Genomic DNA, 22,319 nt, shown 5'->3' with positions numbered 1-22,319 from the left:
TTTAAATACGAAAGTTTACTAAAAAGTTGGTCACACTATAAAACGAGCACACGATGTAAAGGAGGATAAAACAATGAAAACTGTACAAGAGGTAATGACAGCTGATACGGAAACATGCACCACGCTTGATAACGTATATGAAGTAGCAGTGAAAATGAAGGAATGGAATGTAGGAGCAATTCCAATTGTCGATAGAGATCAGCTAGTAGGAATGATTACAGATCGAGACTTAGTTATAAAAGGCATTGCAGAAAAGAAGCCGAATTCAAGTAAAGTAACGGATGTTATGAGTGAAGAGCTTATAACTATTACAGCGGAAGCCTCTGTAGAAGAAGCTTCTAAGCTTATGGCTCAACATCAAATCCGTCGTCTTCCCGTTGTGGAAAATCAAAAGCTAGTAGGGATTGTATCGCTAGGTGATTTATCAACGTTTCGCTATGCAAATGAACGTGCAGGAGAAGCGCTCTCAGACATTTCACAACAAACGCATTAAAAAGCGAAAGTCAACTGTTTGCAGTATACTCGTAAATAGTTGGCTTTTTCTTTTGTTTCCTTCATACCGATAGCTATTTTTTTTTGAATGCATGTATAATAGAGATAAAAATAAGTTAAACAGGTAAAGAAAACAGGTGTAAGGAGAGGAAGAAAAGCTGAAAAAAGTTATTTTTATTCTCGTATTAATAGTGGCATTTGTATACGCGGAGGATTATTTACCTCAGCTAGAAAAATATCTAACGGGTCAAAATATTGAGCAAAACCAAACGGATTCCAAAAGTCAGCCCACACAAGAAGTGGCTTCTTATGAAAAACAAAGTGAAAATATGATGAGACTCATTGGAGATCATTCAGAACAGTTAATTGGAATGCTTGGAGAGCCGGATCGTATTGATTCTTCTGCATATGGCTATGACTGGTGGATTTACAAAAAGAATCGTCAAACGTATGCGCAGGTAGGAGTAGAAAATAATCAAGTCGTATCTGTATACGTCATTGGCTCAAAAACAAATACAGATCCTTTTGAGATTGGTGAGAAGCGAGAGGAAGTAGAAAAAAGAGTTTCACTTTCATCCGAACTCACGCTTCAAAAAGACGGAAATGAATACCGATTTCGTCTGAGTGAAGAGGATATGAAAATGCGTCCCATTATTAAATATGGAGATGTATACGTCCAACTATATTTTGATCAGTTCCTTAATACAATCTCAAGTATTCGAATTATGGACATGGACACGCTATTAAAACAGCGTCCATACGAAATTGTTTATCGCGGCGAGCTTCCCACAGCTCCGTCATTGACATCGGAGGAGTGGAAAAGTGTCCAAGAAGGAGAAGAGCAGCAAATTATCGATATTACAAATGTAATTCGAGACCGGTTTCAGCTGTCACCTTTAGCTTGGGACGAAGCCACTGCCGGAGTAGCTTATTTACACAGCAAAGAAATGAGCGACTTAAACTATTTCTCTCACGTTTCACCAGCACAAGGTGATTTAGGCAACCGTCTGCAAAAAGGTGATGTAGTATACCGTATCGCGGGCGAAAATATTGCCTCGAATTATCAGGATGGAATCGCTGCTGTTGAAGGGTGGCTTAATAGTGAGGGACATCGTAAGGCTTTACTCAATAAAGAGTTTACGCGTCTTGGTGTAGGTGTATATGAGAAATATTATACGCAAAACTTTATCACTCCCATGAATGAATAGTAAGTTTAAAACTTCCTTTTGAAAATAGGTCTACTCTTGTCCTCTTTCTCATAAGTTTTAGTAGAGGTTAGAGGAGGGACGAGAATGAAAGGAAGAATAGTAGGAATATTGCTCGTACTTTTCTTTGCATATACGACTACTGTACATGCAGCTGAAGGGCAGTGGGAAAAGCTTGATAACTTATCTGATCAAACGCTATCGCTTGTAGAGCAAAAGGAGTATAAAGCAGCCCAACATTTGTTCAGAAACTTTTCGAATGAATTTACCAGTCTCAATACAGCTTCTTTGGGCGTATCGGCCGAAGATATACGTATTTTAACTCTTTGTTATGAACAGGTAGAAAGGTCTCTTTTATCTTCTGATTCCAGTGATGAAGAACGTCTTCAAAAAGCTACTCAATTTCGATTATTAGTCGATGCGCTGCACAGCAAGCATCAGCCTATGTGGACTGAGCTTGAAGGCAGTATGCTAGCAACATTTAAAGAGATGCGAAATGAAGCGGTAAAAGGAGAACAAGCGGCTTATGAAGCGCAGCTTAAGCAATTTTTGAAGGAATATGATATGATCTTACCGAGCGCGCAGGTAGACGTGTCGTCTCCCTACGTACAGCGTGTGAGCGCGGACGTTCACTTTTTACAAACTGAAGGAACGCTAAGTGAGATTAACGATGAGCAGTTTAACCAAATGGAACAAAACTTGAAAGATTTTTTTGAACAAGTAAAAGTAAATCGTACAGACCCGTCTTTTATTTGGGTTACAATTACCACCGGAAGTATTATTATTGCTACACTTTTTTATGTAGGAGCGCGAAAATATTTCGCTGATCAGAAAAGAAAGTCAGCTAGAGGGCGTAATGATTGACGTAAAAGCGCAGAATTGTCTAAAATAAAAGAGTAGTCAAACACATAATGAAAGGTGTGGGTAAATGAGCTTTTTGATTTATTTTCTCATTATTATCCTTGTGCCAATTTGGGCACAGTTTAAGGTGAGAAGTGCTTACAAAAAATATTCACAAGTAAGCAACTCATCAGGAATGACAGGCGCAGAAGTAGCAAGAAAAATTTTGGATGAAAACGGGTTGTACAACGTTCACGTAGAGCCTGTAGGCGGATTTTTATCAGATCACTATGATCCTCGTTCAAAAGTCATTCGTTTGTCAGAAGACAACTATTACGGAACGTCTGTCGCAGGCGCTGCCGTTGCGGCTCACGAAGTGGGACACGCGATTCAAGACAAAGAAAACTATTCGTTTTTACGTCTTCGCCACTCGCTTGTGCCGGTGGCAAGCCTTGGATCAAACGCTTCTTGGATTTTAATTATGATTGGAATTATCGCGTCGATTAAGCCGTTGCTATTGTTAGGTATTATCTTCATGGCAGCAGCGGTCGTATTCCAAGTTGTAACACTGCCTGTTGAATTTAACGCTTCAAGCCGAGCGATGACGCAAATCGTCTCAGTCGGAGCGATTCGAAATGACGAAGAGCGCGAGACACGCAAAGTGCTTAACGCAGCGGCTTTAACATACGTAGCAGCTGCAGCAGTAGCAGTTCTTGAGTTGGTTCGTTTAATCATGATTTATACAGGAATGAATAACGACGACTAATAAAAAAATACCGCATTAGCGGTATTTTTTTATCTTTCAAGCGGTTTTTTATTTTCATCAAGGGTAAATCCTTCGCCTAAGACATCATGAACATCCGTAACTGCAACGAATGCGTGTGGATCTACAGAAGTAATAACTTGCTTTAAACGGAAAATTTCATTTTTACTAACCACGCAGTATAGCACGTTGGTATCTTGCTTAGAAAAAGAACCTTGTCCTTTTAAAATCGTCACGCCTCGATCCATTTCTTTCATAATTTTATCCGATATGGCTTCGTTATGATTTGAAATGATCGTTGCTCCTTTAGCGGCATACGCGCCGTCTTGCATAAAGTCAATAACCCGTGCAGCGACAAAGACTGCAACAAGTGTGTACATAGCTTCTCGGTAGGATAAATAAATGAGAGATGCACTAATCACAATAAAGTCAAAAAGAAACATCGTTTTCCCCATATTCCACCCGATATATTTTTGAACAACACGTGCGATGATATCGACTCCTCCTGTTGTTCCTCCAAACCTGAAAATAATGCCAAGACCCACTCCAATAAAAACACCGGCAAAAAGAGCTGCTAGAGTCATATCATGCCGCAGGGGCATATTCACTGGAAAGCGCTGGAATATCCATAAAAATAGCGATAAGCTGACGACTCCGAGCATGGTATAAATAAATGCTGTTCTCCCTAATAGTTTCCACCCTACAAAAAACAAAGGAATATTTAACACTAAGTTAGAATAAGAGGGATCAATGTTAAATAAGAAAAATAAAAGCAGGGTAATGCCTGTGAATCCACCTTCAGCTAAATTGTTTTGCATGTTAAAATTAACAAGTCCAAACGCAAATATGGCAGCACCAAGCAGTATAAAAATAATATTTTTAAATCTGAGACCTTTCATACTTACAAACCTCCTATGACCGTTTTTGCACTACCTTATCATAAAGGAATATATTTCATTTCGTAAATAACTATCGAAAAGATTTTTGAAAATAGTAAAAAGTGATGATGTTTCTTCTAGTGCTATGTATTAGTAGTATCCTCAATTCGTAAAATATAGACAGATTTTTGAGAATTAAGGGAAACGTGAGGAATATTGTGAAAGAGCATCTGACAAAGGCTTGGTAAGAAGAAGTAATTACACTAAATAATTTGAAGTAAAGATGTTATAATAGTAAGCTGAGTGTACTTCTAAAAGAGGTGAAATAAAAAGATGTCAAAAAAAACGATGGAGCAAATGCAGCAAGAAGTTGATGCATATATTAGCCAATTTAAAGAAGGATATTTTAGTCCTCTTGCTATGCTTGCGCGAATGTCGGAAGAAGTGGGCGAATTATCGCGCGAAATTAACCACTATTATGGTGAAAAGCCGAAGAAAACGACTGAAGCAGAACGTACGGTCGAAGAAGAAATGGGCGACATTTTATTTGTATTAATTTGCTTTGCAAATTCATTAAATATTGATTTACAAGAAGCGCATGATCGCGTTATGAATAAATTTAATACGCGTGACAAAGATCGCTGGACGAAAAAAGAAGACTAAGGAGAGAAAAAGAATGGACAAAATTCGAATTGTACTTGCAGGACCAAGAGGTCGTATGGGAAAAGAAGCTGTATTATTAATAGAAGAAACAGAGCATTTTGAATTAGTAGCAGCGGTAGATCGTATCAATGAAGGAAAATACATAAGTGATATTGAAGGAATGCCAAATGTACAAGCGCCAATCTACACGGATATTGAAAAATGTTTTGAAGACGTTAAGGCAGATGTTTTAGTTGATTTGACAACACCTGAAATTGGGCGCGTTCATACTAAAACAGCCCTAACATATGGAGTAAGACCTGTTGTAGGAACAACTGGCTTTTCAGAAGAAGATTTAAAAGAATTAAAGCAGCTTGCTGAAGAGAAGGAACTTGGCTGTATCATTGCACCTAATTTTGCGATTGGCGCTATTTTAATGATGAAGTTTTCACAAATGGCAGCTAAATACTTTGATGATGTTGAAATTATTGAAATGCATCACGATCAAAAGTTAGATGCACCATCAGGAACAGGCTTAAAAACAGCGGAGCTTATCAGTGAAGTTCGTGAAGCAAAAAAACAAGGTCATCCTGAGGAAAAAGAATTGCTAGAGGGCGCACGCGGTGCAGATTATGAAGGAATCCGCCTACATAGCGTACGTTTGCCGGGACTGATTGCTCACCAAGAAGTGATGTTCGGAGGATTTGGACAAACATTAAAAATCCGTCATGATTCATACAACCGTGCTTCTTTTATGTCAGGTGTGAAGCTAGCTGTTGACACAGTTATGAACGTAGACACACTTGTATATGGGTTAGAAAATATTATTGACTAAGGAGCGAGAAAAATGAAAATCGCCTTAATTGCACATGATAAAAAGAAAAATGATATGGTACAATTCACAACAGCCTATCAAGCGATTTTACAGGAACATTCGCTGTTCGCAACAGGAACAACAGGAACGCGTATTTCAGAAGCAACAGGTTTGAAGGTTCACCGCTTTCAATCAGGACCTCTTGGAGGAGATCAGGAGATAGGAGCTTTAATTGCTCAAAATGAAATGGATATGGTTATTTTTTTCCGCGATCCATTAACAGCTCAGCCTCATGAACCTGATATTTCAGCTCTGATGCGTCTCTGTGACGTCTATGCGGTTCCTCTTGCAACGAATATGGGAACAGCAGAGATTTTAATTCATGGACTTGAACGAGGCGATTTGCATTGGCGTTCAATTATAAAAAAATAGGGTGAAGATAATGAAAGAAACAATAGATATCCTTGCCTTTGGTGCTCATGCCGATGATGTAGAAATCGGCATGGGTGGAACCATTGCAAGAATGAGTGAACAAGGTTTGAAGGTAGTTATTTGCGATTTGACGCAAGCTGAACTTTCTTCAAATGGAACGGTTGAAATTCGAAAACAAGAAGCGTCCAAAGCTGCTGATGTCTTAGGTGTTCATGAGCGAATTCATCTGCATTTGCCAGACAGAGGTTTGGTTTTAAAGGCAGAGTATATAGCTGAAATTGCATCAGTTATTCGCACGTATCAACCAAGGATTATATTTGCTCCTTACTTCGAAGATCGTCATCCTGATCATGGGAATTGTGCAAGGCTTGTAGAAGAGGCTATGTTTTCCGCTGGCGTTAAAAATTATATCGATTATAAAAAGCAAAAAGCTCATCGTGCTGAGTCTCTTTATTTCTATATGATAAATGGATTTCATAAGCCAGATTTTATTGTAGATGTATCAAGCACGTTTCAAAAGAAAGTAGCTAGTCTAGAGGCTTATGAAAGTCAATTTATAAAAACAGCAGATACGTTTGATACGCCGCTGGTAAACGGATATATTGAAACGGTAGAGAGCAGAGAGCGATTATTTGGCAAAGAAGTCGGGGTAGCATACGGTGAAGGTTTTTTATCTAAAAAACCGATTTTGATGTACGACGATTTAGTAGGTGGAAAATAAATGAAGTTAAAAATTGGTATTACATGTTATGCTTCCGTTGGAGGTTCAGGAGTGGTAGCAACGGAGCTAGGGAAGCTGCTGGCTGAAAAGGGGCACGAGATTCATTTTATTTCCTCTAGCATGCCTTTTAGATTGACGAAAGTATATCCAAATATTTATTTTCACGAAGTAGATGTAAATCAGTACTCCGTCTTTAAATACCCTCCGTATGATCTTGCTTTATCCAGTAAAATGGCTGAAGTGGCTAAAAGAGAAAAGCTTGACATTATTCATACGCACTATGCAATCCCCCACGCCGTTTGCGGGATTTTAGCTAAACAAATGGTGGAGCACGAAGTGAAAATTGTGACGACTCTTCATGGGACAGATATTACGGTTCTAGGAGAGGATCCATCGTTAAAAGATTTAATTAAATTTGGAATTGAGAAATCAGATGCAGTGACGGCTGTATCTCAGTCACTTGTTGATCAAACTCACCATTTAATTAGTCCAGATAAAGAAATTGAAACGATGTATAATTTTATTGATGAACGAGTTTATCATAAAAAAGAAGTTCAGTATTTAAAAGCGGAGTATGGCATATTAGAAAATGAAAAAGTCGTTATTCATATTTCAAACTTTCGTCAAGTCAAACGAGTTACAGATATAGTCAAAACATTTGCTATTATTAATAAAAAGCTTCAGTCTAAGCTGCTGCTTGTAGGAGACGGCCCTGAAATGACGGTTGTGTCTCAATTAGTAAGAGAGCTAAATCTTCAAGATTCTGTGTTATTTCTTGGGAAACAAGAAAATGTAGCAGAATTATATTCGATTAGCGATTTAAAATTGTTATTATCTGAAAAAGAGAGCTTTGGGCTTGTACTTTTAGAAGCTATGGCTTGCGGTGTTCCATGCATCGGAACAAATACAGGCGGAATTCCTGAAGTAATTGAACACGAAAAAACAGGATATATTTGCGAAGTGGGAGACGTCGAAGAGGCAGCGAGCAAAGCAATTCAGCTACTTGAAAATGAACAGCTGCATCACCAAATGAGGGAAGCGTCTCTAAGCGCAGTTAATCATAAATTTCATTCAACAGAGATTGTGAGTCAATATGAAAAACTTTATTATAAATTGGTACAGGGTTGAAGAATGGAGGACGTTATGAAAGAACCGTTCATTCATCCGCTTTATATTATTGAAAAACTGGAGACAGCCGGTTACGAAGCGTATTTTGTTGGAGGAGCGGTCCGGGATCTCATTTTAAATCGGACGATTGGAGATATTGATATCGCTACGTCAGCTAGGCCTGAACAAGTGATGGAACTCTTTCCTAAGACGATTCATGTAGGAATCGAGCATGGTACGGTTGTCGTTGTCCATGAGAACGAGACCTATGAGGTAACCACTTTTCGCTCTGAGGGAGAATATGATGATTTTCGTCGTCCCTCGTCCGTTACGTTTATTTCGTCTCTTATAGAAGATTTGCAGCGTCGCGATTTTACAATCAATGCAATGGCTATGAATGCAAAAGGGGAAATTATTGATCCATTTAATGGAAGAGAAGATTTGCGAAACCAGTTAATTCGCACTGTCGGAAATGCTAAAGAACGCTTTCATGAAGATGCTCTTCGTATGATGAGAGCCGTTCGCTTTGTCAGTCAGCTGGCTTTTTCGCTGTCTGATCAAACTAAAAGAGCCATTCAGCAATACGGTGAACTGCTGAGGCATGTTTCTATTGAACGTATTACAGTTGAATTCGAAAAAATGCTGAGCGGAAAGCGTCCGTCTTTAGCATTAGCACTTGTAGCAGATACGGAGCTATATCGCTACTTGCCCCAATTGAATGTAGATCCGCAAAAATTCCGATCTGTTTGTGCACACGATTGGATGATGCTTCAGCGAGTATCGGAGTCATGGACACTTCTGGTACATCTACTCGACATTCAAGACAAGCAGGCATTTTTTAAAAGCTGGAAATTATCTAATAAGCAAATTAAAGATATTCAGCTTCAGTCTATTGGTCTTCGAGACGTTTTGGAAAATGGATGGTCAAAACGCATCATGTATACAATTGGAGAGCAGGCCAGCGTAAGCGTGAATCGTATTTTACAACTTCTTCGAAGCAATGAGCATATGAATGAACATGAGCTTCTTTACATCTATAGCGAGCTGCCTATTCATTCTTTAAAAGATTTAGATATAAATGGTCAAGATCTTTTAGTGTGGACAGGTAAAAAGGGTGGTCCATGGGTGTCTCAACTGTTAAAAGAAATTGAGGAGAAAGTTCTATACAATGAGTTAATGAACACGAAATCTTCAATAAGAAAGTGGGTGCAGTCTTGCAGTCAGATATAAGAAGAACGCTGCTTGAAATGTTTACGAACGCAGATGGGGACTATGTCTCCGGCCAAAAGATCAGCGATTTATTAGGCTGTTCAAGAACAGCTGTATGGAAGCATATCGAAGAGCTGCGAAAAGACGGCTATGAACTTGAAGCTGTTCGTAAAAAAGGCTATCGCATTGTAGGGAAGCCGAACAAAGTAAGCAGCAACGAGCTTTTATTAGGGCTCCAAACAACAAAAATCGGTCAGTATATTCATTATGAGGAAAGTGTACATTCTACTCAAAAAATTGCTCATCGAATTGCTCAAGAAGGAGCAAAAGAAGGAACGGTTGTAGTTGCTGAAGAGCAAACGGCAGGGAGAGGAAGACTTGATAGAGCGTGGTATTCCCCAAAATATACTGGTGCCTGGATGAGTATTATACTGCGTCCTTCTATCCCTCCGCAGCAGGCTCCTCAGCTGACTCTACTATCAGCAGTGGCTGTTGTACAGGCCATTCAAGAAGTGACGAACCTTTCTCCAGACATTAAATGGCCTAATGATGTTTTATTAAATGGGAAGAAGCTAGTTGGGATTTTAACAGAAATGCAGGCTGATTTTGACCGGATTCATTCGGTCATCATTGGAATCGGCATCAATGTGAATCAGCAGGAAACGGATTTTAATGAACAAATCAAACACATTGCCACATCTTTACGTATTGAAAAAGGTGAAGAAATTAATCGTGCAGCTTTGATGCAAGCGTTTTTCTTAAAGTTAGAAACCCTTTACGAAGAATACTTAAAAAATGGCTTTGGTTTAATTAAAGTTCTTTGGGAAACATATGCGATCAGTATTGGCAAGCGAATTATAGCACGCACGATGACAGCCAACATTGAAGGCTTTGCAAAAGGTATAACAGATGAAGGTGTTTTATTGATTGAAGATGATAAAGGAGTTATACACCGAATTCATTCTGCAGATATTGAGCTCTCTGCTAAAAAATAGTAGAAAAATAAAGAAATTTTTATTATAATACGAGTATCAAGGTAGTATCGCAAGAACTTCACTTGATACTCGTTTTTTATTTTTAATACGACAATAAATCTGCCTTGATCCATTAAGGACTAGGACAGAGGGATGACGCGTAGGTAAGCACATTAGGTAAAGTGTGCTTTTTATAGATGAAGTCTGTCAAAGTCCTTCTTCCTTTTATAGGTAGAAGGACTTTTTGTGTGCAGACGTGCGCTCATCTCCTCTGAGAAGGAGGAGAAAGTTAGTGAAAACAAAATTAGATTTTTTACGTATGAAACAGAACAATGAACCAATTGTGATGCTGACTGCGTACGATTATCCGTCAGCTAAGTACGCTGAGGAAGCAGGCGTAGACATGATTTTAGTAGGCGATTCTCTCGGAATGGTCGTTTTAGGATATGACTCTACGATTCCTGTAACGGTAGATGATATGATTCATCATACAAAAGCAGTTAAAAGAGGAGCTGCTGATACATTTATCGTCACCGACATGCCATTTATGTCCTATCACGTGTCGAAAGAAGACACGATGAAAAATGCTGCTCGCATTATGCAGGAAAGCGGAGCTCATGCTTTAAAAGTAGAAGGTGCAAAGGATGTTCTTTATACAATTTCAGAATTGACGCAAGCTGGTATTCCGGTTGTTGCACATCTCGGGTTAACACCTCAGTCTGTCGGTGTCCTGGGCGGTTATAAAGTGCAGGGAAAAGAAGCAAAAGAAGCCAAACAGCTAATCCAAGACGCGATCAAGTGTGAGCAAGCGGGAGCTATTGCTGTTGTATTAGAATGTGTTCCTAAACAAGTAGCAAAACAAGTAGCTGAACGCTTGAGCATTCCAACAATCGGAATTGGAGCAGGAGCTGATACGGATGGTCAAGTACTTGTATACCACGATGTATTAACGTACGGAGTAGAGCGTGTGCCAAAATTCGTTCAGTCATTTGCGAAAATAAATGAGCCTATTTTACAGGGGCTTTCTCAGTATGTCAGTGAAGTGAAAAAAAGAGAGTTTCCGAAAGAAGCACATACTTTTTCAATGAAAGAAGAGCAGTTAACGGCACTGTACGGAGGAAAATAAGATGAAAGTCATTACAACAATTAAAGACATGCAGCAGGAGATGAAAAAAGAAAAGCAGCTTGGACGTTCAATTGGATTTGTCCCGACGATGGGCTATTTGCATGAAGGCCACGCTACTTTGCTTGGAGCGGCCCGCACAGAAAATAAAGTAGTGGTGCTAAGTATTTTTGTGAACCCGACTCAATTTGGACCAAATGAAGATTTTGATACGTATCCAAGAGATTTTGAACGCGATGAGCGCGTGGCAAAAGAAGCTAACGTCGACTATTTATTTTATCCTTCAGTAGAGGAAATGTATAAGTCAAGCCGTTCAGTTGCTATAACCGTGACCGATCGTGTAGACGTATTGTGTGGACAGAAGCGCCCCGGACATTTTGACGGAGTAGCCACGGTACTAACAAAGCTTTTTCACATTGTAACACCGGATCGCGCATACTTTGGTAAAAAAGATGCACAGCAAGTTGCTGTGGTAGATGGCTTAATTGAAGACTTTAATTTTCCTGTGGAGCTTAGAGCAGTAGATACGGTGAGAGAAGCAGATGGATTAGCTAAAAGTTCTCGTAACGTATATTTAACAGATAAAGAAAGAGAAGAGGCACCTGTTTTATTTAAGAGTTTACAAAGCGCTCTGCAGCTTCTTGAAAGCGGAGAGAAGCAAGTAGAAATTCTTAAAGAGACCATTCGAAAAGAAATTGAGCAATATACGAGCGGTAAAGTGGATTATATCGAGGTTTATACGTATCCAGAGCTAAAAACGATTAAGCAAACCGCTGGAAAAATCATTATTGCTTTAGCTGTTCAATTCTCTAAAGCCCGTTTAATTGATAATGTAATTGTAGACGTACAGGGGGATAACTAAATGTTTCGCACGATGATGAATGCTAAAATACACAGAGCTCATGTAACTGAAGCCAACTTAAATTATGTTGGCAGTATCACCATTGATGAAGATATCATCGACGCAGTAGGAATCGCAGCAAACGAAAAAGTCCAAATTGTAAACAATAATAACGGAGCGCGCTTGGAAACGTACGTGATTCCCGGCGAACGCGGGAGCGGGGTAGTTTGTTTAAATGGAGCTGCTGCAAGACTCGTGCAGCCTGGAGATATCGTCATCATTATCTCTTATGCGCTCGTAGCAAATGAAGAAGTAGCTCACCATCATCCAACCGTAGCGATTATGAATGAGCAGAATAAAATCCAACAATTGCTTAAACAAGAACCAGCTGGTACAATTCTATAAGAACAGTCCCCCTTTATGAGGGGGATTTTTATTTGAATACATACGCTAGTAAGTGAACGGTATAAACCTCTATACACACTAAAGTAAAACTTCTATGTATGAAAGCCTCTCTGTTTTTCACGAGAAGGAGTTGCGCTTTTAAAGCATATAGAGCAGGCTTTCACTTTATACTATAAAAAGACAGACTTGCGAGGTGTTGACCGTGAATAAACGCTTTGTTGTGGTAGATCTTGAAACGACGGGACATTCTCCAAAACAAGGAGATAAAATGATTCAATTTGCTGCTGTCATAGTAGAAGACGGCAAAATTGTTGAACGTTTTTCTAGTTTTTTAAATCCTGGTATGGATATTCCGCCTTTTATTACACAACTAACTAACATTCAAAATGATATGGTGAAAGATGCGCCTTTATTTGAAGAAATTTCACCTAAAATTATAGAATTGCTAGATGATGCTTATTTTGTTGCACATAATGTGGCATTTGATTTAACTTTTTTACAAGAAGAACTCTATCAGTGCGGAGAGGAGACGCTTTATAATTCAACCGTAGACACCGTCGAACTGGCTCGGATTCTGCTGCCTACAGTTGATGGGTACAAACTTAGCCAATTAGCTGAGTATTTACATATTGAACATGAAAACCCTCATCAAGCAGATAGTGATGCAGAAGTAACAGCACGTATTTTACTGTTACTAATTGAAAAATTGAAGAAGCTACCTCTAACAACCTTAAAGCAGCTGTATGCGCTAAGCTTGCACTTTAAAAGTGAAATTGGAGAACTGATTCAACAAGTTATAGATGATAAAAGCTATGCTGAGGATGATTCTTATGAATTTATACATGGGATTGCGCTAAACAAATATCAGCCGCATTCAGCTAATGAAAAGCAGAACTCTCATACTTACGAAATATTTGAAACTGAAAAGCAAAAGCTGTTCCATCAGGCTCTGCCATTGTTTGAAGAACGAAAAGGGCAGTGGGAGATGATGAACTTTGTACAAGAGTGCTTTGCGGGTAATGAGCATGCTTTAATTGAAGCCGGGACCGGTATTGGTAAAACCTACGCTTATTTAGTTCCTGCCGTGTTTTATGCTTCTGTTCATCATCACCCAGTCATTATCTCAACTAACACGGTAACGCTTCAGCAGCAAATCATCGAAAAAGATGTGCCTATTCTAGAAAAGATTGTTCCGTTTCCTGTTACAGCAGCTGTTTTAAAAGGAAGAGAACACTACATTAGTATAAGAAAATTTATTCAGCTCTTAAAAGAGCGCAATAATAATTACGATGCGATCCTAACAAAAGCGAAGCTGCTTATCTGGCTGACGGAAACGGAAACGGGCGACAGCGATGAAATAAACCTGCCTTCTGGCGGCAAACTTTTTTGGGAACAGCTAAATGAAAGCAATCCGTCTCCAAGTGATTTTAAGCATCCTTGGAAACTTTATTCTTTTTATGAACGAGCGCAGAACAGAGCGCAAAATGCCCACATAGTAGTGACAAATCATCGCTTGCTGTTGATGGATGTGATGAGTAATCATGAGCTGCTGCCTGAGTATGAACAGATTATTATTGACGAGGCTCATCACTTAGAAGACATTGCCGGAGAAGAGCTGGGAGAGCGCTTAGATTATTTTGCGGTTCATGCGCTATTAAACCGAATCGGAACTATTCAAGACAAAGGGCTGTTAAAAAAAGTTCATCATACCTTTGTAAAATATAGCATCGAGCTTAACACTGAACTGCTTCAAAACCTGTTTGTGCAGCTTCATTCTGAGTGCGATGACTTATTTCGTTTGATTCATTCTTTTGTCCAAAAAAGAATCGGCAATCAGCAGGGCGAGATTGGAAGAAGCAGCTATCGATATAAAGTGGAAAAAGAGCATGGGCATTACTGGACGGCTATTCAAGAAGCAGCGTCGCGCATTCGTTTTTTAATTCACGATCTTTTTACATGGAATGATGGGGCAAGACATTCCTTTGACGAACTATATGACAAAGTCACAAAAAATGAACAGTCGTCTCTTCATGAATTTCAAACGGCTGTTAAAGGATTTGAACACATATCTCAGCAAATAGAAAAGCTTCTGTTCAAACAGCAGAGTCATCACGTAACGTGGTTTGAGATTGAACCAAAAGGAGCAGCGAATGCTACGTATATCTATAGTCAGCCTACTTCCATTGCCGATACGCTGGCTGATGAATTTTTCGCTAAGAAACAAAGCGTTATTTTAACATCGGCTACATTGACGGTGAATGGAACATTTGATTATTTAATTCAAGAGCTAGGGTTATATGACTTTCAGCCTGCTCAACTCATTCTACCTTCCGAGTTTGATTATGAGAAGCAAGCTAGAGTCTATATTCCTCAAGATATGCCTGCTGTTAACGAAGTATCATTATATGAGTATAGCGCTATGATGGCAGAAAGTATTCTTGACGTAGCTAAAGTAACAAATGGTCGTATGCTGGTGCTTTTTACTTCATATGACATGTTGAAAGCTACGTATGGTTATTTAAAAGAGTTAAACGATCTTGAAGAGTTTGTACTGCTCGGTCAAGGAGTCACAACTAGAAATCGTAATAGACTGCTAAAGGACTTCAGCCAGTTTGAGCATTCCATTCTATTAGGTACAAATAGCCTGTGGGAAGGAATTGATCTGCCAGGAGATTTATTATCATGTCTCGTAATTGTCAGACTTCCTTTTTCATCGCCTAATCAACCTCTGCTGACAGCTAAATTTGAGCAGATGAAAAAAGAAGGAAAAAGTCCTTTTATGAATTATTCACTTCCTCAGGCCGTTATCCGTTTTAAACAAGGATTTGGACGGTTAATTCGTTCCAAAAGTGACCGAGGAGCTATATTTATTTTTGATAATCGCATTACGCGAACAGCATATGGATACCATTTTCTTCATTCACTTCCAAAAGTCCAGGTTGTTCAAAAAAAGTTTTCGAATATCTTACTGGACTACAAAGAATGGTGGAATGAAAAGACTTGAGCATACGCTTAAGTCTTTTTTTATGCATACTGTTTCTTCACTTGAGAGACGATAGTAATATACTATGATAAGCAAATGAGGACAGTGTATGATTAAAATATTGCTAAGTGCTGTACTGTTTTTTAGTTTTATGAACTGTTCGGCTTCAGCAGCCGTCATTAAAAACGTAGATTTTGGTTTGCAAGCTGATGAAGTAGTGATTACCTTTCTGCCTCTTTCAGCTGGAGAAGCGAGTCTGATTCAAGACGGAAGCGGTGAGACTATTTTGATAAATACCGGTAATGCATCTTCCTATCTCGAGCTAAAGAAGTGGTTGAAGCGATATAAAGTAAAAAAAATCAACCAATTAGTGATTACAAAACAGCAAAAATACTATGATTCAAATGTTCAGCGTGCTGTGAATGATTATCATATAAAGCGCATTATTGTCCCGGCTCAGTACCAGGCGGAATTTCAAACAGAGAAGTGGAAAGAAAATGATTTATTTCAGTTAACAGATAATATACACGTTGATGTCTTGCATGCATCGAAACAAAAAACAGCGGCTATGGATCTATTATTTACGATTGGAGAACATCGGATTCTATATGCAATGAGCAGCTCAGATGAAGTAGAAGAAAAGTTTTTACGCATTCCTCTTACCCATGTAGATGTATTAAAAATTCCTAATTTTGGAGAGGGAACGTTTTTTTCGAATACATTTTTGAAGCAATTAGATACACAGCTTGCCGTTATGTTTACGAAACCAGGCCGTTCCTATTCCCCTCGACTGCTTTCAAATTTAACAGCTGAATGGATTGAATTATATGACGTAAGAGAAGGGAGCGCTTACTCTATTAAAATGTCGCTAAAATCCTATGATGTGATGAAATTTTCTGCAAAATAAACAAATTTCCTTTTGCAAAAAGAGGTAAATTCCTTATAATATTATATATGTTTACTTATTTATTCGGTTTTTACGCAAAACGTACAGATGGGATTGATGAGTGAAAAAGATGACGATGGTTTTTGATACCTGTTATAATACGGATATCGTCATTTTTGCGTCGTGATAGACGAGCTAGGAGGTTTACAATGGAAAGTAGGATTGAAGTATTATCAACTGTCCGCGTGGAAAATTCCTCGGATTTATATAAAATTGTTGATAGTTTGAATCGCACGTTGAAAAAGCAAGATTTGATGTTCGGATTAGCGTTAGATGAAGAAGATCAAAGCAAAGCTGTATTTACAATTTATCGTACATAAGTAGGGATTTTATGAAAAAGTTAATTATTGTAGCGGTAGCTGCTGTGCTTTTAATTATCGGGGGCATTTCTTTTAGCATTTATCACTCGTCCGTGAAGGATGTGCAGTCTGCTGAGGAAAAAGCAGCATCTCAAGCAAAAAAAGAATTTAATTTGAAATCTGTCACAAGCACCCAGCCATATTTCGGCAATCATGCATTTTATGTAGTAGAAGGTACAAACCGAAGCAATCAAAAGGTAATTGCTTGGATGCCTAAAAGCAAAAAACAAACAGCAGTTTTAAAGAAAGCAAGCAGCGGGATCACAAAAGAAAAAGCCATTTCCATTGTGAAAAATGATAAAAACCCGCAGGAAATTAAGTCGGTGCGCCTAGGCATTGAAAAGAAAAAGCCGCTGTGGGAAGTAACATATGTGGATAAAGATAAGAAACATTTAACATACTATTATCTTGATTTCTCTAGCGGTGAATTTATAAAACGATACAGCTTATCTCAATCATAAATCGTTTATACCATATGAAATGCCATATGTGTCATAATATAAGATTTCAGCGCTTTATGAAAATGAAGCCAATTTTTTATCTATAATCAGCCCGCGGGCTGATTATAGCTTTAGTTCATAGGGGGAGATTTTAGTGAAGTTAGCAAAACGTGTATCAGCATTAACGCCATCATCAACATTAGCGATTACAGCAAAAGCGAAAGAATTGAAAGCGGCTGGTCATGATGTGATTGGACTTGGAGCAGGGGAACCTGATTTTAATACGCCGCAGCACATTTTAGAAGCGGCTGTCACAGCAATGAATGATGGTCAGACAAAATATACGCCAGCAGGCGGCCTTGCACCATTAAAAGAAGCGGTAATTGAAAAATTCAAACGCGACCAAGGCCTGACGTATTCACCTTCTGAAATTATTGTTTGTACAGGTGCTAAGCACGCACTGTATACGTTATTTCAAGTTCTGTTAGACGAAGGTGACGAAGTGATTATCCCAACTCCTTACTGGGTAAGTTATCCTGAGCAAGTAAAGTTAGCAGAAGGTACACCAGTATTCGTTGAAGGTTCTGAAAATAACGAATTTAAAATCACACCTGAACAATTAGAAGCGGCTATTACTGCTAAAACCAAAGCTGTTATTATCAATTCACCAAGCAACCCAACAGGTATGATTTACACAAGAGAAGAGCTTCAAGCTTTAGGGGAAATTTGCTTGAAGCACGATATTTTTATCGTATCAGATGAAATTTATGAAAAGCTTGTATACGGTCAAAATGAACATGTATCGATTGCACAGCTTTCACCAGCGTTAAAAGAAAAAACAATTATCATTAACGGTGTTTCTAAGTCACATTCCATGACGGGCTGGCGCATTGGATATGCAGCTGGTGATGCTACAGTTATTAAAGCGATGACAAACCTAGCGAGTCACAGCACGTCAAATCCAACATCTATTGCTCAATATGCAACAATTGCTGCGTATAACGGCACTCAAGAGCCGGTGGAAATGATGCGACAAGCTTTTGAAGAGCGTCTAAACGTGATTCATGAAAAGCTGATTAACATTCCAGGGTTCTCATGCTTAAAGCCACAGGGTGCTTTCTACTTATTCCCTAACGCAATTGAAGCTGCAAAGTTAACTGGCTTTGATACAGTTGATGCTTGGGTAGAAGCTATTTTAGAAGAAGAGAAGGTAGCCCTAGTTCCTGGATCAGGATTCGGTTCACCTGAAAACGTACGTCTTTCTTATGCTACATCACTAGATCTGCTAGAAAAGGCATTAGAACGAATTCAATCATTCATGACTCGTCACATGAAATAAAAAAGTAACAATAGGTAGAAACAAAAGAGCTTTTTAGCACAAATTACACGTGTTAGAAGGCTCTTTTTGTTTGTTACTTGTTATTATGTTTGTCGAAATGTATAATAGGATGGCATACATAATTACGAAATGTAAGTTTTTTGGAGGGATATTAATCGTGAAAATTACGATTTCAGAAGCAAGCAAGCATGTAGGAAAAGAAGTAACAATTGGTGCTTGGTTAGCGAATAAACGTTCAAGTGGTAAAATTGCCTTTTTACAGCTGCGCGATGGATCAGGATTCATGCAAGGGGTAGTTGTAAAAGCTGAAGTAGAAGAAGAAACTTTTAAATTAGCTAAATCTATGACGCAAGAATCATCACTATATGTAACAGGTGTAGTACGTGAAGATGAGCGCTCACCGTTTGGCTATGAGTTAACAGTTACAAGCCTTGAAGTTATTCATGAAGCTGTTGATTATCCAATTACGCCAAAAGAACATGGAACAGAGTTCTTAATGGATAACCGTCATTTATGGCTGCGTTCTAAACGTCAACATGCTGTTATGAAGGTTCGTAACGAAATTATTCGTGCAACGTATGAATTCTTTAACGAAAACGGGTTTACAAAAGTAGATCCGCCAATCCTAACAGGAAGTGCTCCTGAAGGAACAACAGAATTATTCCACACGAAATATTTTGATGAAGATGCATATCTTTCTCAAAGTGGACAGCTTTATATGGAAGCAGCGGCAATGGCGCTTGGAAAAGTATTTTCATTCGGTCCAACGTTCCGTGCTGAAAAATCTAAAACACGCCGTCATTTAATTGAGTTTTGGATGATTGAACCAGAGATGGCTTTCTACCAATTCGAAGATAACTTGAAAGTACAGGAAGAGTATGTGTCTCATGTTGTACAGTCTGTTTTAACAAACTGTAAGTTAGAGTTAAACGTACTAGGCCGTGATACATCTAAGTTAGAACAAATTAAAGCGCCATTCCCTCGTATTTCGTACGATGACGCTCTTAAATTCTTACATGAAAAAGGATTTACAGATATTCAGTGGGGAGATGACTTTGGAGCACCGCATGAAACGGCTATCGCAGAAAGCTATGACAAGCCGGTATTCATTACACACTATCCAACGTCATTAAAACCATTTTATATGCAGCCAGATCCAACAAATGAAGACGTAGTATTATGTGCAGACTTAATCGCACCAGAAGGCTACGGAGAAATCATTGGAGGCTCTGAACGTATTCATGATCAAGAGCTTTTAGCTCAGCGTGTAGAAGAGCATAAATTAGATACTGAAACGTATAAGTGGTATTTAGAGCTTCGTAAGTATGGCTCAGTTCCACATTCAGGATTTGGTTTAGGCCTTGAGCGTACGGTAGCATGGATTAGCGGCGTAGAACACGTTCGTGAAACGATTCCATTCCCACGCTTATTAAACCGTTTATACCCGTAAGGAAGTGAAAAAAGTATTCTGACTCTTGTAGTCAGGATACTTTTTTAGCTTTTTTTATGAATCATAAAAAGAAAAGATAAACGAGGCTTTTACTTATATCATAAGGAAACAAAGGCAAACATAGAAAAGAGTCTAACTTAAAAGGGAGTTGCAATTCTCGAAAAAATAAGTTAGTGTAATATTCTTGGAAGGAAGTCATCGTTCGTATATATTTTATATGTGCAGAGCAATGGTACGGTTTCAGCGGAAAGTTTTACATAGAAGCTTTTTTAGCTTCGAATAATTATTACTTTGACTATAAACTTCATGATATACTAACTACTGAGGTGTTCGGATATGAAAAAAGAAACGTTAATTGAATGGTTTGAACAAGGCACAGTTTCAATTCCGAAGCTGCTGTTTAATCACTATAGCGATTTGGGAATGAACGAAACGGAATTCATGACGTTAATGCATATTTATGTTTCCATTGAAGGCGGTGAAGGTTTCCCGACACCTAACGAATTGGCGGCAAAAATGAGTATTTCAAGTGCTGTCTGCATGGATACGCTGCGAGCATTAATTCAGCGCGGCTTTTTATCTATTGAGCAAGATCAACAGCAAAACGCCCTTATTTGTGAACGTTATTCATTAAAACCGCTTTGGGAAAAGCTTATTCATCATATGATGCAAGAAACAAGAGAAGTAGAAAAAAACGAAGAAGAACAAGAAGAGCTTAATTTATATACAATGTTTGAAAAAGAGTTCGGCAGAGCATTGTCTCCGTTTGAATGCGAAACACTAGCGATGTGGATTGATCAAGATCATCATGATCCCATTATTATTAAAGCGGCACTAAGAGAGTCGGTGATGTCTGGAAAATTAAACTTCCGGTATATTGATCGTATTTTATTTGAATGGAAGAAAAATGGTATTCGGACCATTGATCAAGCCCGCAAGCATAGCCAAAAATTTCGTCAAAATCAACAGCCCAAAAAACTATCTTCTGTTAACCCTTCTCAGTCTACATCAGCCATTCCTTTTTTTAATTGGCTAGAGCAATGACAGGATAAAAAGCTGCTTCAAGATCCAAGTAATTGAATCTTGAAGCAGCTTTTTTAAAAGAATACGGACAAGAGTAGCATTTGACAGGAACCCTATTGTAAAATAGGAGGGAACTACCTGTAAGAAGAAGGAGAACTAGTATGTTAACGTTAAAACAAATCAGACAGTGTCTAGATGCTATGGCGGAAATGTTTCCTGACGCTCACTGTGAGTTAAATCATCGGAATCCCTTTGATTTAGTCATTGCTGTAGCGCTATCTGCTCAGTGCACAGATGCTTTAGTCAACCGCGTAACAACAGATTTATTCAAGAAATATCAAACGCCTGAAGACTATTTAGCCGTTTCGTTAGAAGAGCTGCAGCAAGATATTAGATCAATCGGCTTATATAGAAATAAAGCTAAAAATATTCAAAAGCTCTGCCGTATGCTCATTGATGAATACGGAGGAGAAGTTCCAAGAGATCGTGATGAGCTGACTAATCTTCCAGGAGTAGGGCGTAAGACGGCTAATGTTGTTGTATCCGTAGCTTTTGGAGTACCGTCAATAGCAGTAGATACGCATGTAGAACGTGTAAGTAAACGCCTTGGGATTTGCAGGTGGAAAGATTCCGTTTTGGAAGTAGAAAAAACGCTGATGAGGAAAATTCCGAAAGATGAATGGTCCGTTACGCATCATCGACTTATCTTTTTTGGACGCTATCACTGTAAAGCACAGTCTCCTCAATGTCATGTCTGCCCGCTTCTTGATCTTTGCCGAGAAGGAAAGAAACGAATGAAAGGAAAAGAGAAGAAGACAGATGTTACCGATTGAAGTGCCGTCACATTTCCTATGCGAACCATTCTATTCAAAAGAAAATCGGGTTTTTGAAGTGGATGAAAAAAATGGAAGAAATTATTTTGTTTATGATATTTTATACGATGTACATAAAGAAACGAAAACACCTTGGAGGGATGTTCAAAATAATATACGGCCATTTTTTGAGAAGTGGGAAACTCAAAGGGAAGAACTGTATACGCTTTTTTCTCAGCGAAAAGCAAAAGAAGCAGCTCCTTGGATGAAACAAGCTGCTGCTATGTATATTAGTTTACTGTTTTGGATTAATGGACAGCCCGTTCGGCGTTTAAATCGGCTGCAAGAAGATATAGCAGACCTAACCTATAAGCCTATTAACTGTGCTGAGAGACTTATGTTTTTGCTGCAGCGAGTTTCTTCTTATCAAGCGTATATTCAGCTGACAGAATTATTTAATGAGCTGCGTAAGCAATATGCAAAAATGCTTATTCTTCACAAGCAATAAAGCCCCTACACGT

At 38.7% G+C, this 22,319-nt stretch carries 24 protein-coding genes; 23 read left to right on the top strand and 1 reads right to left on the bottom strand.

The window, feature by feature from the left end:
* The first annotated feature begins 73 nt into the window (after nucleotides 1–73).
* From AC3WJG_RS09775 to AC3WJG_RS09760, 4 genes are all read left to right on the top strand, one after another.
* Nucleotides 74–493 carry a CBS domain-containing protein gene (locus AC3WJG_RS09775; protein ID WP_013056085.1) on the top strand — a complete coding sequence of 140 codons (420 nt, stop codon included), beginning with the start codon at nucleotides 74–76 and terminating at the stop codon, nucleotides 491–493.
* A gap of 190 nt (nucleotides 494–683) precedes the next feature.
* Nucleotides 684–1,700, top strand: a complete 1,017-nt coding sequence (locus AC3WJG_RS09770; RefSeq protein WP_029325123.1) for a CAP domain-containing protein — start codon at nucleotides 684–686, stop codon at nucleotides 1,698–1,700.
* An 84-nt stretch (nucleotides 1,701–1,784) separates the two neighbouring features.
* Nucleotides 1,785–2,561: a sporulation protein YpjB gene (locus tag AC3WJG_RS09765; protein ID WP_098791211.1), complete on the top strand. Its 777-nt coding sequence runs from the start codon at nucleotides 1,785–1,787 to the stop codon at nucleotides 2,559–2,561.
* Between the two features lie 64 nt (nucleotides 2,562–2,625).
* Nucleotides 2,626–3,303: a zinc metallopeptidase gene (locus tag AC3WJG_RS09760; protein ID WP_013056088.1), complete on the top strand. Its 678-nt coding sequence runs from the start codon at nucleotides 2,626–2,628 to the stop codon at nucleotides 3,301–3,303.
* 29 nt (nucleotides 3,304–3,332) lie between these two features.
* On the opposite strand, the gene AC3WJG_RS09755 is transcribed toward AC3WJG_RS09760, so the two are convergent.
* The gene (locus tag AC3WJG_RS09755; RefSeq protein ID WP_013056089.1) at nucleotides 3,333–4,199 is read right to left on the bottom strand and encodes a YitT family protein; all 867 of its coding nucleotides are present in this window, start codon (nucleotides 4,197–4,199) and stop codon (nucleotides 3,333–3,335) included.
* A gap of 312 nt (nucleotides 4,200–4,511) precedes the next feature.
* On the opposite strand from AC3WJG_RS09755, the gene AC3WJG_RS09750 reads away from it, so the two are divergent.
* The 19 genes from AC3WJG_RS09750 (at nucleotide 4,512) to AC3WJG_RS09660 (ending at nucleotide 22,306) form a co-directional block, all read left to right on the top strand.
* Nucleotides 4,512–4,841, top strand: coding sequence for a nucleotide pyrophosphohydrolase (locus AC3WJG_RS09750; RefSeq protein WP_013056090.1), 330 nt, complete (start codon nucleotides 4,512–4,514; stop codon nucleotides 4,839–4,841).
* Between the two features lie 13 nt (nucleotides 4,842–4,854).
* The gene (gene dapB, locus AC3WJG_RS09745; protein ID WP_028407959.1) at nucleotides 4,855–5,655 is read left to right on the top strand and encodes a 4-hydroxy-tetrahydrodipicolinate reductase; all 801 of its coding nucleotides are present in this window, start codon (nucleotides 4,855–4,857) and stop codon (nucleotides 5,653–5,655) included.
* Nucleotides 5,656–5,667: 12 nt separating this feature from the next.
* A complete protein-coding gene (mgsA, locus tag AC3WJG_RS09740) occupies nucleotides 5,668–6,066 on the top strand; it encodes a methylglyoxal synthase (protein ID WP_013056092.1) in 399 nt (132 codons plus the stop codon).
* 10 nt (nucleotides 6,067–6,076) lie between these two features.
* Nucleotides 6,077–6,787 carry a bacillithiol biosynthesis deacetylase BshB1 gene (gene bshB1 / locus AC3WJG_RS09735; RefSeq protein ID WP_102813967.1) on the top strand — a complete coding sequence of 237 codons (711 nt, stop codon included), beginning with the start codon at nucleotides 6,077–6,079 and terminating at the stop codon, nucleotides 6,785–6,787.
* Nucleotides 6,788–7,915, top strand: a complete 1,128-nt coding sequence (gene bshA, locus AC3WJG_RS09730) for an N-acetyl-alpha-D-glucosaminyl L-malate synthase BshA (protein ID WP_028407960.1) — start codon at nucleotides 6,788–6,790, stop codon at nucleotides 7,913–7,915.
* Between the two features lie 15 nt (nucleotides 7,916–7,930).
* Entirely contained in the window at nucleotides 7,931–9,124 is a 1,194-nt protein-coding gene (locus tag AC3WJG_RS09725; protein WP_028407961.1) for a CCA tRNA nucleotidyltransferase, read from the top strand.
* The gene (locus AC3WJG_RS09720) at nucleotides 9,109–10,098 is read left to right on the top strand and encodes a bifunctional biotin--[acetyl-CoA-carboxylase] synthetase/biotin operon repressor (RefSeq protein WP_028407962.1); all 990 of its coding nucleotides are present in this window, start codon (nucleotides 9,109–9,111) and stop codon (nucleotides 10,096–10,098) included. The genes AC3WJG_RS09725 and AC3WJG_RS09720 overlap by 16 nt, the downstream gene beginning before the upstream one ends.
* Before the next feature lie 271 nt (nucleotides 10,099–10,369).
* Nucleotides 10,370–11,203 carry a 3-methyl-2-oxobutanoate hydroxymethyltransferase gene (gene panB / locus AC3WJG_RS09715; protein WP_028407963.1) on the top strand — a complete coding sequence of 278 codons (834 nt, stop codon included), beginning with the start codon at nucleotides 10,370–10,372 and terminating at the stop codon, nucleotides 11,201–11,203.
* 1 nt (nucleotide 11,204) lies between these two features.
* Entirely contained in the window at nucleotides 11,205–12,062 is an 858-nt protein-coding gene (gene panC, locus AC3WJG_RS09710) for a pantoate--beta-alanine ligase (RefSeq protein ID WP_028407964.1), read from the top strand.
* Nucleotides 12,063–12,446 carry an aspartate 1-decarboxylase gene (gene panD, locus AC3WJG_RS09705; RefSeq protein WP_028407965.1) on the top strand — a complete coding sequence of 128 codons (384 nt, stop codon included), beginning with the start codon at nucleotides 12,063–12,065 and terminating at the stop codon, nucleotides 12,444–12,446. It abuts the gene before it with no gap.
* 202 nt (nucleotides 12,447–12,648) lie between these two features.
* On the top strand, nucleotides 12,649–15,450 hold the full coding sequence (dinG, locus tag AC3WJG_RS09700) for an ATP-dependent DNA helicase DinG (protein WP_060745788.1): 2,802 nt from the start codon (nucleotides 12,649–12,651) through the stop codon (nucleotides 15,448–15,450).
* Between the two features lie 88 nt (nucleotides 15,451–15,538).
* Nucleotides 15,539–16,336, top strand: a complete 798-nt coding sequence (locus AC3WJG_RS09695; RefSeq protein ID WP_060745789.1) for a ComEC/Rec2 family competence protein — start codon at nucleotides 15,539–15,541, stop codon at nucleotides 16,334–16,336.
* 188 nt (nucleotides 16,337–16,524) lie between these two features.
* The gene (locus AC3WJG_RS09690) at nucleotides 16,525–16,695 is read left to right on the top strand and encodes a YpmA family protein (RefSeq protein WP_013056102.1); all 171 of its coding nucleotides are present in this window, start codon (nucleotides 16,525–16,527) and stop codon (nucleotides 16,693–16,695) included.
* Nucleotides 16,696–16,706: 11 nt separating this feature from the next.
* Complete coding sequence (locus tag AC3WJG_RS09685) at nucleotides 16,707–17,195, top strand: cell wall elongation regulator TseB-like domain-containing protein (protein WP_025749368.1); 489 nt, start codon at nucleotides 16,707–16,709, stop codon at nucleotides 17,193–17,195.
* A gap of 133 nt (nucleotides 17,196–17,328) precedes the next feature.
* Nucleotides 17,329–18,513: a pyridoxal phosphate-dependent aminotransferase gene (locus AC3WJG_RS09680; RefSeq protein WP_060745790.1), complete on the top strand. Its 1,185-nt coding sequence runs from the start codon at nucleotides 17,329–17,331 to the stop codon at nucleotides 18,511–18,513.
* A gap of 157 nt (nucleotides 18,514–18,670) precedes the next feature.
* Nucleotides 18,671–19,963 (top strand): asparagine--tRNA ligase, encoded by a 1,293-nt coding sequence (gene asnS / locus AC3WJG_RS09675; RefSeq protein ID WP_028407969.1) that lies wholly within the window; start codon nucleotides 18,671–18,673, stop codon nucleotides 19,961–19,963.
* Between the two features lie 336 nt (nucleotides 19,964–20,299).
* Complete coding sequence (locus AC3WJG_RS09670) at nucleotides 20,300–21,007, top strand: DnaD domain-containing protein (protein ID WP_028407970.1); 708 nt, start codon at nucleotides 20,300–20,302, stop codon at nucleotides 21,005–21,007.
* Nucleotides 21,008–21,147: 140 nt separating this feature from the next.
* Nucleotides 21,148–21,819 (top strand): endonuclease III, encoded by a 672-nt coding sequence (gene nth, locus AC3WJG_RS09665; protein WP_028407971.1) that lies wholly within the window; start codon nucleotides 21,148–21,150, stop codon nucleotides 21,817–21,819.
* Nucleotides 21,806–22,306: a YpoC family protein gene (locus tag AC3WJG_RS09660; protein ID WP_337133417.1), complete on the top strand. Its 501-nt coding sequence runs from the start codon at nucleotides 21,806–21,808 to the stop codon at nucleotides 22,304–22,306. Before nth ends, AC3WJG_RS09660 begins: the two co-directional genes overlap by 14 nt.
* Nucleotides 22,307–22,319: the final 13 nt, after the last annotated feature.

The organism is Priestia sp. FW507-14D1A (assembly GCF_058781295.1).
This window is presented reverse-complemented; position numbering and strand designations above follow the sequence as displayed.